At 70.6% G+C, this 15098-nt stretch carries 15 protein-coding genes; 8 read left to right on the top strand and 7 right to left on the bottom strand.

Annotation, left to right across the window (positions count from 1 at the left end):
* Nucleotides 1-33: 33 nt before the first annotated feature.
* From QHF83_RS23605 to QHF83_RS23595, 3 genes are read left to right on the top strand one after another with little or no spacing between them, the layout of a single operon-like run.
* On the top strand, nucleotides 34-333 hold the full coding sequence (locus tag QHF83_RS23605) for a septum formation initiator family protein (RefSeq protein WP_272423016.1): 300 nt from the start codon (nucleotides 34-36) through the stop codon (nucleotides 331-333).
* Nucleotides 334-373: 40 nt separating this feature from the next.
* Nucleotides 374-2032: a hypothetical protein gene (locus QHF83_RS23600; RefSeq protein WP_282420172.1), complete on the top strand. Its 1659-nt coding sequence runs from the start codon at nucleotides 374-376 to the stop codon at nucleotides 2030-2032.
* Between the two features lie 19 nt (nucleotides 2033-2051).
* Entirely contained in the window at nucleotides 2052-3734 is a 1683-nt protein-coding gene (locus tag QHF83_RS23595; protein ID WP_282420171.1) for a methylmalonyl-CoA mutase family protein, read from the top strand.
* A 132-nt stretch (nucleotides 3735-3866) separates the two neighbouring features.
* Here QHF83_RS23595 and QHF83_RS23590 read toward each other — a convergent pair whose 3' ends face one another.
* The 5 genes from QHF83_RS23590 to QHF83_RS23570 are packed head-to-tail and all read right to left on the bottom strand — an operon-like array spanning nucleotide 3867 to nucleotide 8750.
* Nucleotides 3867-5234, bottom strand: coding sequence for a sigma 54-interacting transcriptional regulator (locus QHF83_RS23590; RefSeq protein WP_282420170.1), 1368 nt, complete (start codon nucleotides 5232-5234; stop codon nucleotides 3867-3869).
* Nucleotides 5235-5274: 40 nt separating this feature from the next.
* Complete coding sequence (locus tag QHF83_RS23585; protein WP_282420169.1) at nucleotides 5275-6624, bottom strand: serine/threonine-protein kinase; 1350 nt, start codon at nucleotides 6622-6624, stop codon at nucleotides 5275-5277.
* A 52-nt stretch (nucleotides 6625-6676) separates the two neighbouring features.
* Nucleotides 6677-7687 carry a hypothetical protein gene (locus tag QHF83_RS23580; RefSeq protein ID WP_282420168.1) on the bottom strand — a complete coding sequence of 337 codons (1011 nt, stop codon included), beginning with the start codon at nucleotides 7685-7687 and terminating at the stop codon, nucleotides 6677-6679.
* Entirely contained in the window at nucleotides 7684-8079 is a 396-nt protein-coding gene (locus QHF83_RS23575; protein WP_282420167.1) for a hypothetical protein, read from the bottom strand. Before QHF83_RS23575 ends, QHF83_RS23580 begins: the two co-directional genes overlap by 4 nt.
* Nucleotides 8076-8750, bottom strand: a complete 675-nt coding sequence (locus QHF83_RS23570) for a hypothetical protein (RefSeq protein WP_282420166.1) — start codon at nucleotides 8748-8750, stop codon at nucleotides 8076-8078. The genes QHF83_RS23575 and QHF83_RS23570 overlap by 4 nt, the downstream gene beginning before the upstream one ends.
* Before the next feature lie 233 nt (nucleotides 8751-8983).
* On the opposite strand from QHF83_RS23570, the gene QHF83_RS23565 reads away from it, so the two are divergent.
* Complete coding sequence (locus QHF83_RS23565; protein WP_282420165.1) at nucleotides 8984-9430, top strand: hypothetical protein; 447 nt, start codon at nucleotides 8984-8986, stop codon at nucleotides 9428-9430.
* 10 nt (nucleotides 9431-9440) lie between these two features.
* Here QHF83_RS23565 and mutY read toward each other — a convergent pair whose 3' ends face one another.
* Nucleotides 9441-10577 (bottom strand): A/G-specific adenine glycosylase, encoded by a 1137-nt coding sequence (gene mutY / locus QHF83_RS23560; RefSeq protein ID WP_282420164.1) that lies wholly within the window; start codon nucleotides 10575-10577, stop codon nucleotides 9441-9443.
* Entirely contained in the window at nucleotides 10574-11875 is a 1302-nt protein-coding gene (locus QHF83_RS23555) for an aminopeptidase P N-terminal domain-containing protein (RefSeq protein WP_282420163.1), read from the bottom strand. The genes mutY and QHF83_RS23555 overlap by 4 nt, the downstream gene beginning before the upstream one ends.
* A 180-nt stretch (nucleotides 11876-12055) precedes the next feature.
* Here QHF83_RS23555 and QHF83_RS23550 point away from each other — a divergent pair, with 180 nt between their 5' ends.
* The 4 genes from QHF83_RS23550 to QHF83_RS23535 all read left to right on the top strand — a co-directional run bounded on the left by QHF83_RS23550 (nucleotide 12056) and on the right by QHF83_RS23535 (nucleotide 14965).
* Complete coding sequence (locus QHF83_RS23550) at nucleotides 12056-12598, top strand: hypothetical protein (RefSeq protein WP_282420162.1); 543 nt, start codon at nucleotides 12056-12058, stop codon at nucleotides 12596-12598.
* Between the two features lie 33 nt (nucleotides 12599-12631).
* Entirely contained in the window at nucleotides 12632-13192 is a 561-nt protein-coding gene (locus tag QHF83_RS23545; RefSeq protein WP_282420161.1) for a hypothetical protein, read from the top strand.
* Nucleotides 13189-13677 carry a hypothetical protein gene (locus QHF83_RS23540; protein WP_282420160.1) on the top strand — a complete coding sequence of 163 codons (489 nt, stop codon included), beginning with the start codon at nucleotides 13189-13191 and terminating at the stop codon, nucleotides 13675-13677. Before QHF83_RS23545 ends, QHF83_RS23540 begins: the two co-directional genes overlap by 4 nt.
* A gap of 61 nt (nucleotides 13678-13738) precedes the next feature.
* A complete protein-coding gene (locus QHF83_RS23535; protein WP_282420159.1) occupies nucleotides 13739-14965 on the top strand; it encodes a phosphodiester glycosidase family protein in 1227 nt (408 codons plus the stop codon).
* Nucleotides 14966-15098: the final 133 nt, after the last annotated feature.

The raw sequence follows: 15098 nt of genomic DNA, 5'->3' as shown, positions 1-15098 counted from the left end.
CCGGGCGCCCGCGGCCGTGGCAGGGAGGAAGACGTGCGTCGACTCACCTTGGCGATCGAGCGGGTGCTGCCGGTCGGAATCCTCATCGTGGCGGTCATCGGGGTGCCGGTGATGATCCTCTCCCCGGAGGGTCTGCCGCGTCTGCGTGGGCTCGAACGGGAGCTCGAGCAGGTGGAAGAGGAGAGCGCGGAGATGCACCGCGAGATCGACGCGCTGCGTGGGCGGGTCGAGCGGCTGCGGGACGATCCGACGGCGGTCGAGCGCATCGCGCGGGACAACCTCGGGCTCGTGCGACAGACCGAGGTCGTCTTCCAGTTTCCAGCGTCGCGGTGAGGACCCCCTCGCCAACATAAAGAGTGATATCGTTCGCGCCGTGTCCGTGGAGTTGGGGCGACGCCTGATCGCGGCGAATCTGGTGACGCGGGAGAAGGTGCAGGCGGCGCTGCTCCTGTCGGTCGTGCGGGGAATTCCCTTCACGCGCGCGCTCGTGGATCGCGGAGCGATCACGGAGGCCGAGCTCGACGAGGAGATCGCGCGGTACGCAGGTCCCGGGCTTCGCCACGTGCAAGGCGCGCCGGACCTCGTGGCGAAGTTGCCGCGCGCGTTGTGCCGGAGGCTCTGCGCGCTGCCGACGCGGCTCGATCCGTTCACGGGGACCGTGGACGTGGCCGCGGCCGATCCGCTCGACACGCACATCGAGGCGGAGATGTCGTTCCACCTCGGCGCGCCGGTGCGCGTGCTGCGCGCGCCGATCGGCGCCGTGGAAGAGGCGATCCGGCGGATCGAGCTCACCGCCGCGCAACCCGAGGCTCCGAAGAAGCCACGAGGTCGCCGCATCACGCCGCCCTCGCCTTTCGGCGCGCCGCAGTCGTCGATCCCGCCGCCGCCCACGATCAGCACGCCGATCCCGCTCGTGAAACGCGTGCCGGAGGGCGGTGACGCAGATCCGACGAACGCAGCCACGCCGCCCACGCGGCGCGGCGCGCCGGGGACGTTGCGTGGAGCGGCGCCGCTCGAGCGGCCCGTTCGTTCCGCGTTGCCCGCGACGAAGGCCGCGGCAGCAGCTCCGGCGAGCGGAGACGATCCGCCGCGCGTGTCGTTTCCCTCGACGCCGCCGCCGGGCCCGGCGTCGGTTCCCTCGCCGCTCGCCGTGGCGCCTCCCGAGCTCACGGCGTGGCGCGGCGCGACGCGTCCGACCCTCGATCCATCGGTGTTCTCGCGTTCGCCGTCGAGCGACGGAGGCACGGCGCCGCGCGTCGTGGGCGACGCGGCGAGCGCGGAGAAGGCCGAGCGAGCGGCGGCGATGTGGACGACGCACGACGCGCCCGTCTCGCATGCGCTCGCGCCCGCGCTCGGGGCCCCGATCGCGGAGCCGCTTGCAGGGCCGAACTCGTTCGCGCCCGCGCCGTCGGCGCGTCGTGGTGGTGGTGTGTCGGTGCCGCCGCCCGCGATGTCGCTTCCGATGCCCGCGAAAGGCCAGGTGACCGCGCCTGCGCCGACGCTCGCCCCGGACTCCGAGGAGGAGCCGCAACGCCAGACGTTCGTCGGTCCGCCTCCCCTGCCCTTCCCGGATCCGAGCGCGATCCTCGGGGCGCTCGCGCGCGCCGCGACGCGCGACGAGATCGTCTCGCTCGCGCTCGGAGGCGCGGCGCTCTTCGCGCGACGCGTGGCGCTCTTCGCGGTCAAGCGCGACGGGTTCCACGGATGGACGTGCAACGAGGACTTCGGGGACGAAGAGGCGCTGCGAGCGCTCTCGATCCCGCACGACGTGCCGAGCGTGTTCGCGACGGCGACGGCGACGTCGATCTACCTCGGGCCCGTGCCCGAGACGGAGGCGCACGCGGGGCTGCTCGCGGTGATGGAGCGCGCGAGCTCGGACGTGGCCGTCGTGGCGGTGCGCGTCGCGGGGCGGCCGGCGGCGGTGCTCATGGTCGACGATCTCGGCGACACGCTCACCGGCACGCGCAGGATGGACGAGCTCGCCCGCGCCGTGGGCGAGGCGCTCGCGCGGCTCTTGTCGGCGCGAGGTTGAACGTCGAGGACGACGAACCATGAAGAGCGACGACCGAGCGGAAGGCCAGGCGAAGGAAGAGTTCGAGAAGCGGCTCGCGAAGGCGCGCAAGGCGGCGAGGCCACGCGCGCCGCTGCTCTCGGGGCCGCCCGGATCGGTTGGCGAAGGCGCGGACGATCTCTACGACGAGGAGACGCTCGAGCGCCTCGGCTTCGAGCCCGCGCGTGATCTCGGCTTCCCGGGGATGCCGCCGTTCACGCGCGGCGTGCAGCCGAACATGTACCGCGGGCGCCTCTGGACGATGCGGCAGTACGCTGGCTTCGGCACCGCGGAGGAGTCGAACGCGCGTTACCACTACCTGCTCTCGCAGGGACAAACCGGGCTCTCGGTCGCGTTCGATCTGCCGACGCAGATGGGGCGCGACTCGGATCACGCGCTCGCGGCCGGCGAGGTGGGGCGCGTGGGCGTGGCGATCGACTCGCTCGGCGACATGCGGCGGCTGCTCGCGGGGCTTCCGCTCGACACGATCTCCACGTCGATGACGATCAACGCGACGGCGGCGACCCTGCTCTCGCTCTACATCGCGGTCGCGGACGAGGCCGGGGTCCCGAGGGACAAACTTCGCGGCACGATCCAGAACGACATCTTGAAGGAGTACGTGGCGCGCGGGACGTACATCTACCCGCCGCGGCCTTCGATCCGGCTCATCAGCGACATCTTCGCGTTCTGCTCGAAGGACGTGCCGCACTGGAACACGATCTCGATCAGCGGCTACCACATGCGCGAGGCGGGCTGCGACGCGGCGCAGGAGCTCGCGTTCACGCTGGCCGACGGGATCGCGTACGTAAAAGCCGCCGTCGAGGCCGGGCTCGACGTGGACGACTTCGGCGGGCAGCTCTCGTTCTTCTTCAACGGGCACAACAACGTGCTCGAGGAGATCGCGAAGTTCCGGGCGGCGCGCAGGCTCTGGTCGTCGATCATGCAGGAGCGGTTCGGCGCGAAGACGGACCGGGCGCGGGCGCTCAAGTTCCACTGCCAGACGGCGGGCATGACGCTGCTCGCGCAGCAGCCGATGGTCAACGTGGTGCGCGTGGCGATGCAGGCGCTCGCCGCGGTGCTCGGCGGTTGCCAAAGTTTGCACACCAACGGCTTCGACGAGGCGCTCGGTCTACCGACGGCAGAGGCGGCGACGCTGGCGCTCCGGACGCAGCAGGTGATCGGCTACGAGTCGGGCGTGACGGATTTCGTGGATCCGCTCGGCGGCAGCTACGTGGTCGAGGCGCTGACGACGCGGCTCGAACAGGCGGCGCGCGAGTACATCCGGCGGGTCGACGAGCTCGGCGGGATGGTCGCGGCGATCGAGCAGGGCTACGTGCAGCGCGAGATCCAGGCGGCGGCGTATCGCTACCAGCTCGAGATCGAGGAGAAGAAGCGGATCATCGTGGGCCTGAACGAGTTCGCCTCGGAGAGCCCGCCCGTGCCGGTGATGAAGATCGATCCGCGCATCGAGCGCGAGCAGGCCGAGCGGACGCGCGCGTGGCGTGCCGAGCACGAGGGGCCGAAGAAGAGCGAGGCGCTCGCCGTGATCGATCGCGCGGCACGCGGGACCGACAACCTCTTGCCGCCGATCCTCGCGGCGGTGAAGGCAGGCGCGACCGTAGGCGAGATCGGCGACGTGCTGCGCGCCGCCTGGGGTGAGCACACGGAAATCCTCACCATCTAACCCTCCGTCGTGCATCGACCGCACCGCGGTCGATGCATCAACGGTCCAGGGCTTGCCCTGGTTCAGGTCCAGGGGCGAACAGCCCCTGGTCGGGTCCGGGGTGAAACCCCGGCGCCACGCCGTGCGTGACAATCACGTATCGCCGGGATCGTACAACCCGCGCTTCTTCAGCAGCGCGCGCAGGTGGTTGCGCGCGACATCGGCCTGGCGCGAGGCCTTCGAGAGGTTGCCGCCGCAGCGACGGACGAGGGCGTCGAGGTAGGCGCGCTCGAAACGATCGATCGCGCGGGACTTGGCTTCGGCGAACGTTCCTTGGAGATCGAGCGGCTCGCGCTCGGCCTCGCTCCCGCGGAAACCGAAACCCTCGCCCGCGAGATCGTTCTCCGTGATCGTGCCGTCCTGGCAGAGCGCCGCCGCGCGCGCGATCACGTTGCGCAGCTCGCGCACGTTGCCCGGCCACTTGCGCAGCGTGAGGCTCCGCAGCGCCTCCTCCGTGATCGAGAGCGGGCGCTCCGACGTGGAGAGCTCCTCGAGGAAGTGACGCGCGAGCAGCGGGATGTCCGCCGGGCGCGCGCGGAGCGGCGGCAAGAAGACGCGCGCCTCGGCGAGGCGGAAGTAGAGGTCCTCGCGGAAGCGGTGCGCCTCGATCTCGGCGCGCAGATCGCGGTGCGTCGCGGCGATCAGCCGGAAGTCGACCGGGATGATCTCGTGCCCACCCACGCGGGAGAACGTGCGGCTCTCGAGGACACGCAAGAGCTTCGGCTGCAGGTCCATCGGCAGCTCGCCGATCTCGTCGATGAAGAGCGTGCCGCCGTGCGCGCGCTCGAACGTGCCGATGTGCCGCGCGTCGGCGCCGGTGAACGCGCCGCGCTCGTGGCCGAAGAGCACGCTCTCGGCGAGCGTCGGCGGGATCGTGGCCGCGTCGAGCACCACGAACGGGCCATCACGCCGCGGCGAGTGCTTGTGGATCGCGCGCGCGAGCTCCTCCTTGCCCGTGCCGGTCTCGCCTTGCGCGAGCACGGTGAGCTGGCTCGGCGCCACGCGCTCGAGGGTCGCGAAGAGCTCGCGCATCTCGGCCGAGACGCCGATGAGCCCGCCGAAGCGGCCACCTTCGCTGCCGCGCTCGGGCTCGGCGCGATCGTCGACCTCGACGCGGACGAGCGAGTCGCCGATCTTGAGCAGCGCGCCCGGGCCGAGCTCGGCCTCGTTGAGGCGGTGCGGGCCGAGCCATGTGCCGTTCGTCGTGCCGAGATCCCGCACGAGCACGCGTCCCTCGGGCCTGCGTTCGAGCTCGAGGTGCGTCGCGGAGATGCGCGGATCGGGGATGACGAGGTCGTTCGTCTGGTGCCGGCCCACGGTGGCGCGGGCGCGGGTGACGAGGAGCGTCTTGCCGGCACCCGGTCCCTGGGTGACGACGAGGCGCGCGACGCCGCCGCCCAGTTTGGCCTGGCGGGGCGCGATTTCGGTCGCGGGAAGCTTAGGGGAAGCGGTGTCGCTCACGGTCAACCCGGAGGGGTATCATGAACGGGCGCCGCGTACTCTAGAAACCAGCCTCGTTCACTTGCGTGAGGGGCTTGGTGCCGCCCCGCGTCGTCGTGACCGCTGGCCGCGTGGAAGGAACCGAGGCTGAAGAGGCCGCCGCGCTCGTTGCTTGCACCACCGGGCGCACGTCCGCCGCGGGAGACGTGGCGACCGGGGTTTGCGTGGGGCTCGACGCGGACTTCGTTCGATGATCGGGCTCTTCCGGGGTCGGCGCGGCGGCGCTCGTCGCCTTCGTGGGGGCGACCTGAGGGGTCGGGGCGGGATCTCGCGTCAAGAACGTGGCGATCGTCCCGCCAAGGAGGGCCACGCCGGCCATGAGGACGATGCCGGTGACGGCGCGGGATCGCTGCGGCGTAGGCGTCTCCGCGATCGACGCGGAGATGGGCGCGGGAGAAGGCTTCGGGGCCGCCGCGCTTGCGGGTTTTTTCGTCTCGGGGGGCGGCGGCTCGGCGGGCGTCGGGTCCGCCGCGGCCGAGCAGAGCGCGGTTTGCAGGGCTTCGGCCATCTCGCCGGCGTCCTTGAAGCGCTCGGCGCGATCGGTGAGAAGGCAACGATCGACGAGCTTCGCGAGCGCGCCGGGCACATCACGCGCGACCTCGGCGAGCGCGGGCGCGTCCTTGCGGCGGATCGCGGCGAGCACCGCGTTCGCGTTCGGCGCCTCGAACGGGCGCCTGCGCCCGAGCATCTCGTAGAGGATCACGCCGAGCGCCCACACGTCGCTGCGCGCGTCCACGTCCGGATCCCCGAGCGCCTGCTCGTAGCTCATGTACTGCGGCGTGCCGAGCACCTGCCCCGTCGCCGTCAGCGTCGCGCAGAGCTCGGGATCCGCCGCCGCCGCGCGCACCTTGCTGATGCCGAGATCGATGATCTTCGGCACCGTGCCGCCGTCCGCGCGATGCAGGACGATGTTGGCGGGCTTGAGATCACGATGGACGATCCCCGCGCGATGCAAGGCCGCGACGCCACGCGTGATCGCGAGCGAGATCGAGCCGGCTTCTTTCCAGTCGAGCGGCGGATCATGGGCGATGCGATCGGCGAGCGTCTCTCCGTCGAGCAGATCGAGGACGAGGTAGAGGAAGCCGTCCTCGGTCTCGCCCACGTCACGCACGCCGACGAGGTGCTCATGCTGGGCGAGCGCGAGCAGGCGCGCCTCTTTCATGAAGCGATCGCGCACCTCCGTGCGCCATCCGGCCGCGTCGAGCGAGATCGCCTTGATCGCGACCTCGCCTCCGGAGACGCGATCCTCCGCGACCCACACCGTGGCCATCGCTCCCTCCGCGAGGGGGCGGACCAGCGCGTAACGCTCGGCGAGGACGCGGCCGATCTCCACTCCCGCAAGGAGTAGCATACGAGGCTCGTTTCCGGGGAGACGCGCGCTCTGCCGGAATCGCGCCTCGGGTTCAGTCGGAGAGCGTCGGTGCGATGACGATGCGATCGTCCTCGGTGCTGTCGAGGGCCGCCTCCACGACGACGCGGATGCCGCCGCAGGCGAGCTCGAGGACCCTCGGCGCGCGGGTGCGCTTTCGGCACGCGGGATCGTCCGAGATCCGCGCGGAAAATTCGCGCCGCACGAGCTCCGTCGCGCGGGAGACGCCCGCGGCTCGTCCGCTCGGATCCCCGAGATCGATCGCCCGACCGCCCACCGTCTCTTCGAGCCGCACGAAGAGATCGGGCCCGCCGATCGTGACACTGCGCGGCCTGCCGCGCGCGTCCTCGACGACCACGACCTCGACGGTGGCTTGACGCTCCTCCGTGCCCTCCCCCTTCGTGACCTCGTACGGCAGCTCGAAAAGCTTTGCGCAGCGCATCTCTCCGCCGCGCGCCTCGTCGTTCCACGCGCACCGGGGCCACGGGAGCGAGAGGCTCCACGGGACGAGGAGCTCCGCTTTCGCCTCGGCGAGAGGGCGCGCGAAGGCGTCCGGATCGAGCCATGCGCGGAGCGACGTCAGGATCTGATCACGGGCGGCGCCGCGCTTGCCGGCGAGCCTCGCGAGGCGATCGTTCGTGCCCATGACGGTCCGATCGAAGCCGCCCTCCGTGCTCGGCCCCTTTTCGGCGAGTCGATCGAGCCTTTGCCGCGCCTCGGCGGCGTGCGGTCCGCGCGGGAGCGCCGCGAGGTAGAGGTGAAGGCCCGCGGCGGTGCCTCGGTGCTCCTCGAAGTAGAGCGGCTCGGCCATCGTGTAGAACGCGCGCACCTCCGTCGCGAACGTGCCGTCGGGGTACTGCGCGAGGTACCGCGCCGCCGCGACGATGCGCCCTTCGAGCGTCGGCGAGACGCGTGTCTTGCGGAACGCGCTGTACTCGGCCGTCGACGTCGCGACGGGGCGCAGCGCGGCGCAGCCCGAGGCGAGGGCGACGAGCGCTGCTGCGAGGATGATCCATCGGGCTTCGAGGCGCCGCGATCTCGTCACGGCTTCGCCTCCGGCGGACAGAAGTTGCACTCGGTCGAGATCGTCGAGCCCTGATCCGCCACGAAGCTCGCATACGTGTCGCACGAGGTCGCTTCGAGCGCGCGGAGACAAACCTCGCCGTCGTGCACGATGGGGTAGCAGCCCTCGGGGAACGATTGAGGTTGCTGCGTGGGATCACAGGCGCGCGCGCACGCCGCCGTGGAAAAACCGCACGCCTGGCAACGCGCGCAGTCGACCGCGGCCTTCTCGCGGAAGAACGCGGCGGCGTCGAGATCCGCGGGGGCTTCGCCGCAGCTGCCGATGTCGCCCACGGTCGGCGCGGCGACGACGAGGACGAGCATCGCGGCGAGGCGCACGATCTCCACGCGGCCGATCGCGCGAGCCCGCGTCATGGCAAGAACTCCACGTCGACGATCAGGCCGAGCGACGCGGACAGCACGGGATACGCCGGGTATTTCTTCTCCCACGTGCTCGCGCCGTAGAACAGGCTGCCTGCCACGTCGAGCACGAGCCCGAGCCCGCCCGTCACGAAGAACGCGCCGCCGCCAGCGACCGTGAGCCCCATGTTGATGTCTGGCGAGAGCAGGATCTCCGGGCCGGCTCGTCCATACGCGAGCAGCCGACCCGGTCCGCGGTACATCAGGACGTACCCAGGGGTGAGCACGGTTTGCCCGACGCCGCTCAATGCGAACGTGACCCCGAGCATCCCTCCATGCTGCAAGCCATCGGGCGGCCCGAACGCGAGCGCGCCCATGAGCGTCGTGAAGGGCGCCGTCGCGCTCGGCGACTCCGCCGACGCGCCGAGCTGCGTGGCGAGCCGATACGGATTGTTGAAGCGGAGCCCGCCGCCGAACGAGAGGCCGGCGAGCGTACGCACGTAACCCTTGGGCGGCGCTGACAGGGCCTCGTAGAGCGCGCGCCTCGCTTCGGCCGCGTCCTCTCCCTGATCGCGGGGGGCGTCTTCCGCGGCGATCGCGGTCCCTGCGCAGGCGAGGACGCACCCCGTGGTGAACGTCGTCACGAGGGCCGTCGAACGGCGGGGCCGCGGGCGTTTTTCGCGCATGCTGGGGCCCCTGGGTCTTACCGCGTAACGTGCGTTCTTCGCACGTCAAATCACGCGCGCGACTCTTGCATTCGGGGTAGCGCGTGAACAGCAACAAACCCCTCAAGCCGGCCCGAACCGGGGCGAAACACGCGCGGGCGGCCGCCCCGTCCACCCAGGCTCCGCCCCCCGCATCGAGCGTACGCAGCAGCGAACATCGCCGCCACGGCGACACCCACGCGCGGCGCCCGGGGATGTCGTTCGAGGAGAGGGCCCCGCGGCCCGTGCTCGAAGATCTCGACGAGTTCGCCGCGCCGCCTCTGCCCGGAAAGGTGCACCCGGCGGACGCGATGGACGAGCCCGTGCACACGCTCGACGACAGCGATCGTGTCTTCCGCCATCACCCGAACGATCAGGTGAGCGAGGGTTTTTCCTTCGATCCCGACAACGCCGACGCGGCCGCGGATCTCGCCGGCGATCTCGGGGCCGAGTTCCTCGAAGGCGCGACGCGTGGCCGCGACATGAGCGACGTCATCCTGTCGGACGAGGGGCAGGATCTCGAGACGCCGTTCCTCGTCGAGGAGATCGGCGCCGAAGCCGAGGACGTGTACTTTTCGGAGGAAGAGCGCGGAACGATGGAGGACGCAATGCGCGAGCGGAGCAAGCCCGCCTCGCGCAAGCGCGCAGGCCCCACGGAGTGAGCCGAGGGCGCTACGCGCGGGCCTTCTTCTTGCGCGCGGCGCCCTTCTTCTCGGGCTTCGCCGCCGCGAGGATCTTGCGCGCCAGCGTGGAGACGCCGACGCCCTCGGCGCTTCGCTCGAGCCACGCGAGCCGCTCGTAGGGCGCCGTCGTCGGCGTTTCGAGCGGCCAGGGCCGATCCGCGCGCGCGCGGAGCACGAGCACGTCGAGCTCTCGATGTGTGAGCACGTGCTCGACGCGCCCCACCTCCGTGAGCTTCGCCTCCGCCGCGACACCCGCGCCGCGGAGCGAGCTCTTCGCATCCTCGGCCGATCGCGCCTCGACCATCGGCGGCTCCCACAGCCCGCCGAACAGCCCTCCGTCTTTGCGCCGCGCGAACAGAAAGCGCCCCTCGTGCTCCACCACGACCGCGACCATCGCCACGCGCGGCGACGCCTTCTTCTCGCCCACGATCGGCAGCTCGCGTTCCCTGCCCTGCGCCCGCGCCGCGCACGCGTCGCGCACCGGGCAGATGAGGCATGCAGGGTTTTGCGGCGTGCAGATCGTCGCGCCGAGCTCCATCAGCGCCTGGTTCCACGCGCCGGGCTCCTCCTGGGGAACGAGCTTCTCCGCGACGCTCCAGATCCGCTTCAGGCCCGCGGTGCTCTTCACGTCATCCTCGATCACCTCGAGGCGCGCGAGCACCCGCGCGACGTTGCCGTCCACGAGCGCCGCGGGACGATCGAACGCGATGCTCGACACCGCTCCCGCGGTGTACGGGCCGATCCCGCGGAGCTTGCGCAGCTCCTCGGCCTCCGCGGGGAACACGCCGCCATGTATCGAAGCGACCTCTTGCGCGCAGCGATGAAGCTCTCGCGCGCGACGGTAGTAGCCGAGCCCGCTCCAGAGCGAGAGCACCTCGTCGAGCTCGGCGGACGCGAGCGCGCGAACGTCCGGAAACCGCTGCAAGAACCGCTCGTAGTACGGGATCACCGTCTCCACGCGCGTCTGCTGCAGCATCACCTCGGACAGCCAGATCGCGTACGGATCCCGCGTTCTGCGCCACGGCAGATCCCGCGCGCTCTTCCGGAACCAACCCTTGAGCAGGGCGGCGAGCGTCGCCTCGCGCGACGCCGATCCCGCCGCGCGGCCCTTCCTTGTTTGCTTCAAGCGTCTCGGCAGGCGCGCTCGACCTCGTCCGGCGCCTTCGGGATGTCGGCCGTCAGGTTCTCGTAGCCCGTGGCCGTGACCAGGATGTCGTCCTCGATGCGGATGCCGATCCCGCGGTATTCCGCCGGCGCCTTCTCGTCATCCGGCGCCACGTAGATCCCCGGCTCGATCGTGAACACCATCCCCGGCTCGAGCGGCCTCGCCTCGCCCTCGCGGTAGTAGTGCCCCACGTCGTGCACATCCATGCCGAGCCAGTGGCTCGTGCGGTGCGGGTAGAGCCGCTTGTACGTCTCTTTCTCGATGATCTCGTTCACGTCGCCCGAGAGCAGCCCCTCGCGGACGAACCCCTCGACCAGCGTTCGCACCGTGATGTCGTGCAGCGCGTCCACCGTCACGCCCGGCTTCACGGCCTCGATCGCCGCCATCTGCGCGGCGAGCACGATCTCGTAGAGCCGCCGCTGCACCGGCGAGAACGTCCCGTTCACGGGGAACGTCCGCGTCACGTCGGACGCGTAGTACTCGTACTCGCAGCCTGCATCGATGAGCAGGAGCTCTCCGCCTTCGAGCTTCTTCCGGTTCGCGTGGTAGTGCAGGATCGTCGCGTTCGGCCCTGCTCCCACGATGGGCGTGTACGCCGTGCGTTCGGCGCCGTTCCTCCGAAAGACCTCGCGGATGTGCGCCTCGACCTCGTACTCGTAGCGACCCGGCGCCGCGAGCCGCATCGCCCCGAGGTGCGCCTCGCGCGTGATCGCCGCGGCGCGGCGCATGAAGCCGAGCTCCACCTCCGACTTCACCGCGCGCATCTCGTGCAGCACGTCGCCCGGCTCCACGATCTCCGTCGGCCACGTCTTCTTGGTCCGCGTCCCCTTCAGCCGGAGGAGCTCCCGCGCGCGGAGCACGCGCTCGTCGAGCGCTCGGTTCGAGCCGAGCTTGTAGTAGAGCCTGTGGTTGCCCTGCAGGTAGTCGATGAGCTTGTCGTCGAGCTCGTCGATGGTGAACGCGGCGTCCGCGCCGTACTCTGCCTTCGCGCCCTCCACGCCCGCGCGGGCCCCGTCGTACTTCTCCCGCTCCGGATCCCGCTTGCGGACGAACAGAACCATCTTGTGCTCCGGGTGCTTCGGGGCCAGAAGGAGCACGGCGTCGGGCTCACCGAAGCCCGTGAGGTAGTGGAAGTCGGAGTCCTGGCGGTACTCGTGGTGGACGCTGTTGTTGCGGATGAGCTCCGGCGCCGCCGGAAGGACGAGCACGCCCGGAAGTCGCTCGAGCAATTGCTTGCGGCGTTCGGCGAAGATGTTCATCGGCCCGGGACTCTAGCGCAGAACCTTGGCCGGCCAAACCCACCACGTGCCCGCGCGCACCTCGTCCTGGCCGCGCTCGCAAGCCTCGCCCTGCTCGCCGGCTGCCGCGACCGCCCGCGCCCCTGGGAGCAAGCCGGCGGCGCCGCCTCCGCCCCCGACTCCCCGCCCCCGACCCCGCCCTTGCCCAAGCTCCCGCCCTCGATGCTCGGCGAGGCCCCGGCCGATGCCGACGGCGGCGTGGCCGAAGCAGGCCCGGCCGCGCACGAGGACCCGCTCGCCTCGCCCGTTCGCGTGGGCGGCCCATGGATTCGCTGTTACGGTAACTTTCGTCTGGAAGGCGATCTGCGGAAAGACCTCACGCGCCTGACCATGTTGTGTGGTCCGGAAAACGGGATGCGACGGCTCACGAAGGAGCCGGTCGAGGCGGAGGTCGCCGAGGGGGGCGCGCCGGTCCCGTTCCCGCTCGAAGCTAAAAAAGGCGAGTGTTATCGAATCTTTGCGATCGCCGAGCCCACGGTGTCGGATCTCGACGTCGTGGTCCGATCGAGCCGAGGCGCCTCGATCGCCGCGGATCACGGCGAGGATCGGTGGCCTATCGTCCAGCCCGACCGGCCGTTCTGTCCGCTGGAAGACGATACCCTGGCGGTGGAGCTTGCCGCCCGGCGCGGAAAGGGAAAGGTCGTCGCCGAGGTTTGGGCGCTCCGGGTGTCGATGTCCGATTGACGAAGGCCCCCTTCCTGACTAGTGAGCCGGCGGATGGGCGACATCGACGATCTTCCGAGCCGTGAAGAGCCGCCCGAGGGGGAGAAGCCGGAGACGGAGCGGCGGCGCACGTTCGACCGTGCCATTCCAGAGCTGCTCAAGCGCGCCGTCGAGCGCGCCGTCGAGACCGGCGTCGGGAAGCTGAGCGAAGGCCCCGACACCCTTCGGCATTTCGTGGGGGACATGAAGCTGCCGAAGGAGGTGTTGAACTACCTCTACCAGCAGATCGACGACACCAAGACCGGGCTGTACCGCGTCGTCGCGAAGGAGATTCGCGACGTCCTCGAGCACACGCAGTTCGCCGACGAGCTGACGAAGGTGCTCACGAAGCTCTCGTTCGAGATCAAGACGGAGATCCGCTTCGTCCCGAACGACGCGCGTCCCGCCGAGAAACCTGCAGCCGATGAGACGGACGGCGAGGAGTCGGAGGAGGGCGAGCCAGCGGCAGCGGAAGGCCAGAAGGGTCTGCCGAAGCCGTCCGTCTCCGCGCAGGTGACGGTCAAGGACCGAGGAAAAGAGACGCGGCGCGAGCGCAGAAGACGCGAGGGTACGTGATCACGAAGAAGCCGAAGACCGGTGGCGAGATCGATTCTTATTGCACGAAATGCAAGCTTGACCTGACTCACCGCATCATCGCCATGGTCGGCGACGAGGTGAAGAAGGTCGAGTGCAAGACGTGCGGCTCCCATCACCTCTACCGCCGCCCGAAGAGCGAGAAGCTCGCGCCGCTGGCGCCGAAGACGAAGGCCGCCTCCGCCACGAAGCGCGAGGGCGGCGAGGAACGCAAGACCGGAGGCGCTCGCGCGAGCGCCGCCGCGCAACGCGAGCGTGACCAGACGATCCAGTGGGAGCACGCGATCGCCGGCCAGCCCATGGGCGCCTTCAAGCCCTACCGCGTCACGCTCACGCTCGGCCCAGGCGAGCTCGTCCGTCACCCGAAGTTCGGCGACGGCGTCGTCGCCCGCGTGATCGATCGCGGCAAGGTCGAGATCCTGTTCAAGGACGGCCCGAAAACGATGGCCCACGGCCAGGTCGTTTGAAGCTCCGCACACACGCCTCTGCTTGGGTCCCCGGGTCGTCCTGGGGTACCCTCCCGGCCCCGTGACCGGCCCCGAGACAGACAAGAAGAAGAAGCCGCGGCGCTGGCGACGGCGCGCGGCCATCGGCCTCGGCGTCACGTTCGTCGCAGGGGGCGCGACGTGGTGGGCGATCCACAACGTCCCAGGCTTCGGCCCCGCGCTCGCCGACGGCGTGCGCGCGGTGCTCGGCCCCTCCGTGGTCGCATGGATCGAGGACACGGCCTACGGTCTCGCCGACCGCGTCAACGTCTGGCGCCACGGCGACGAGGCCCCCACGACGTTCTGGGAGGCCCCGGCCTCAGCCTCGGCCGCCCTGTCCGCCGCCCCCGCGCCGGAGGTCGTGCCCGCGAAGGTCGACGTGGCCGACGCCTCCGCGCCCGAGGCCCCGAGCTTTCCCCCGCCGCGCTTCGAGGCGCCCTTCACGAACGTCGCAGCAGCGGGCGACGGGACGTGGCTCGTGATGCAGGAGGGCAGCCGCGAAGGCGAGCCGCCCGTGATGGTCAAGGCCGTGGTCCACCCGGATCCGAAGCGAGGCTTCGCCGCGGTGGCCGTCGTGGCCATGGATCTCCAGCGCGTCGCAATCCGCCTCGTCGCCGGCACGACCGAGCCCGTGTCGCAAAACGTGCCGCTCTCCGAGCGCCCCGGTCTCGTCCCGGGAACGGAGCACGCGGCGCTGATCGCAGCCTTCAACGGAGGCTTCAAGGCGCTGCACGGGCAGTACGGGATGATGATCGAGGGCAAGACCTTCCTGCCCCCGCGCGACATCGCCTGCACCGTGGGCCTCTACCGCGACGGCGCGATCCGCATCGGGACGTGGCCGGCGCTCGCGCCGACGGAGTCCCAGATGGCAGCGTACCGGCAAACCCCCGCGTGTCTCGTCGAGGGCGGCGAGCTCAACACGAAGCTCACCGAGTACAACAAGAACTGGGGTGCGACGGTCAGCGGCGAGACCGTGATCCGACGCTCCGCGATCGGCATCGACGCCGCAGGGCGCACGCTCTTCTACGCGCTCGGCGAGGCCGTCACAGCGCAATCGCTGGCGCGCGCGATGAAGGCCGCCGGAGCGCGCGACGCAGCGCAACTCGACGTGAACTACGCCTACCCGCGCTTCCTGCTCTTCGATCACCCGCCCGCCGCAGAGCGTCGCGTCGCCTCGTCCCTCGTGCCGCACGTCGACTACCGCACGCACGATTACGTGAAGGATCCCTCCCCGCGCGATTTCTTCTACGTCACGCGCCGCGCGCAGTAGCGTAGCGCCGGGGTTTCACCCCGGACCCCGACCAGGGGTTGTCCACCCCTGGACCCGGACCAGCGCAAGCGCTGGACCCGGGGTCGATGAACTGCGCGATGCGCAGTTCATCGAACAGGCCGAGGCAAGACCG

Origin of the sequence: Polyangium sp. 15x6, from assembly GCF_029960785.1 — a bacterium.
Classification (GTDB): Bacteria; Myxococcota_A; Polyangia; order Polyangiales; family Polyangiaceae; genus Polyangium.
The sequence above is the reverse complement of the archived record's forward strand: the minus strand, read 5'-3'. Positions and strand labels throughout refer to the sequence as shown.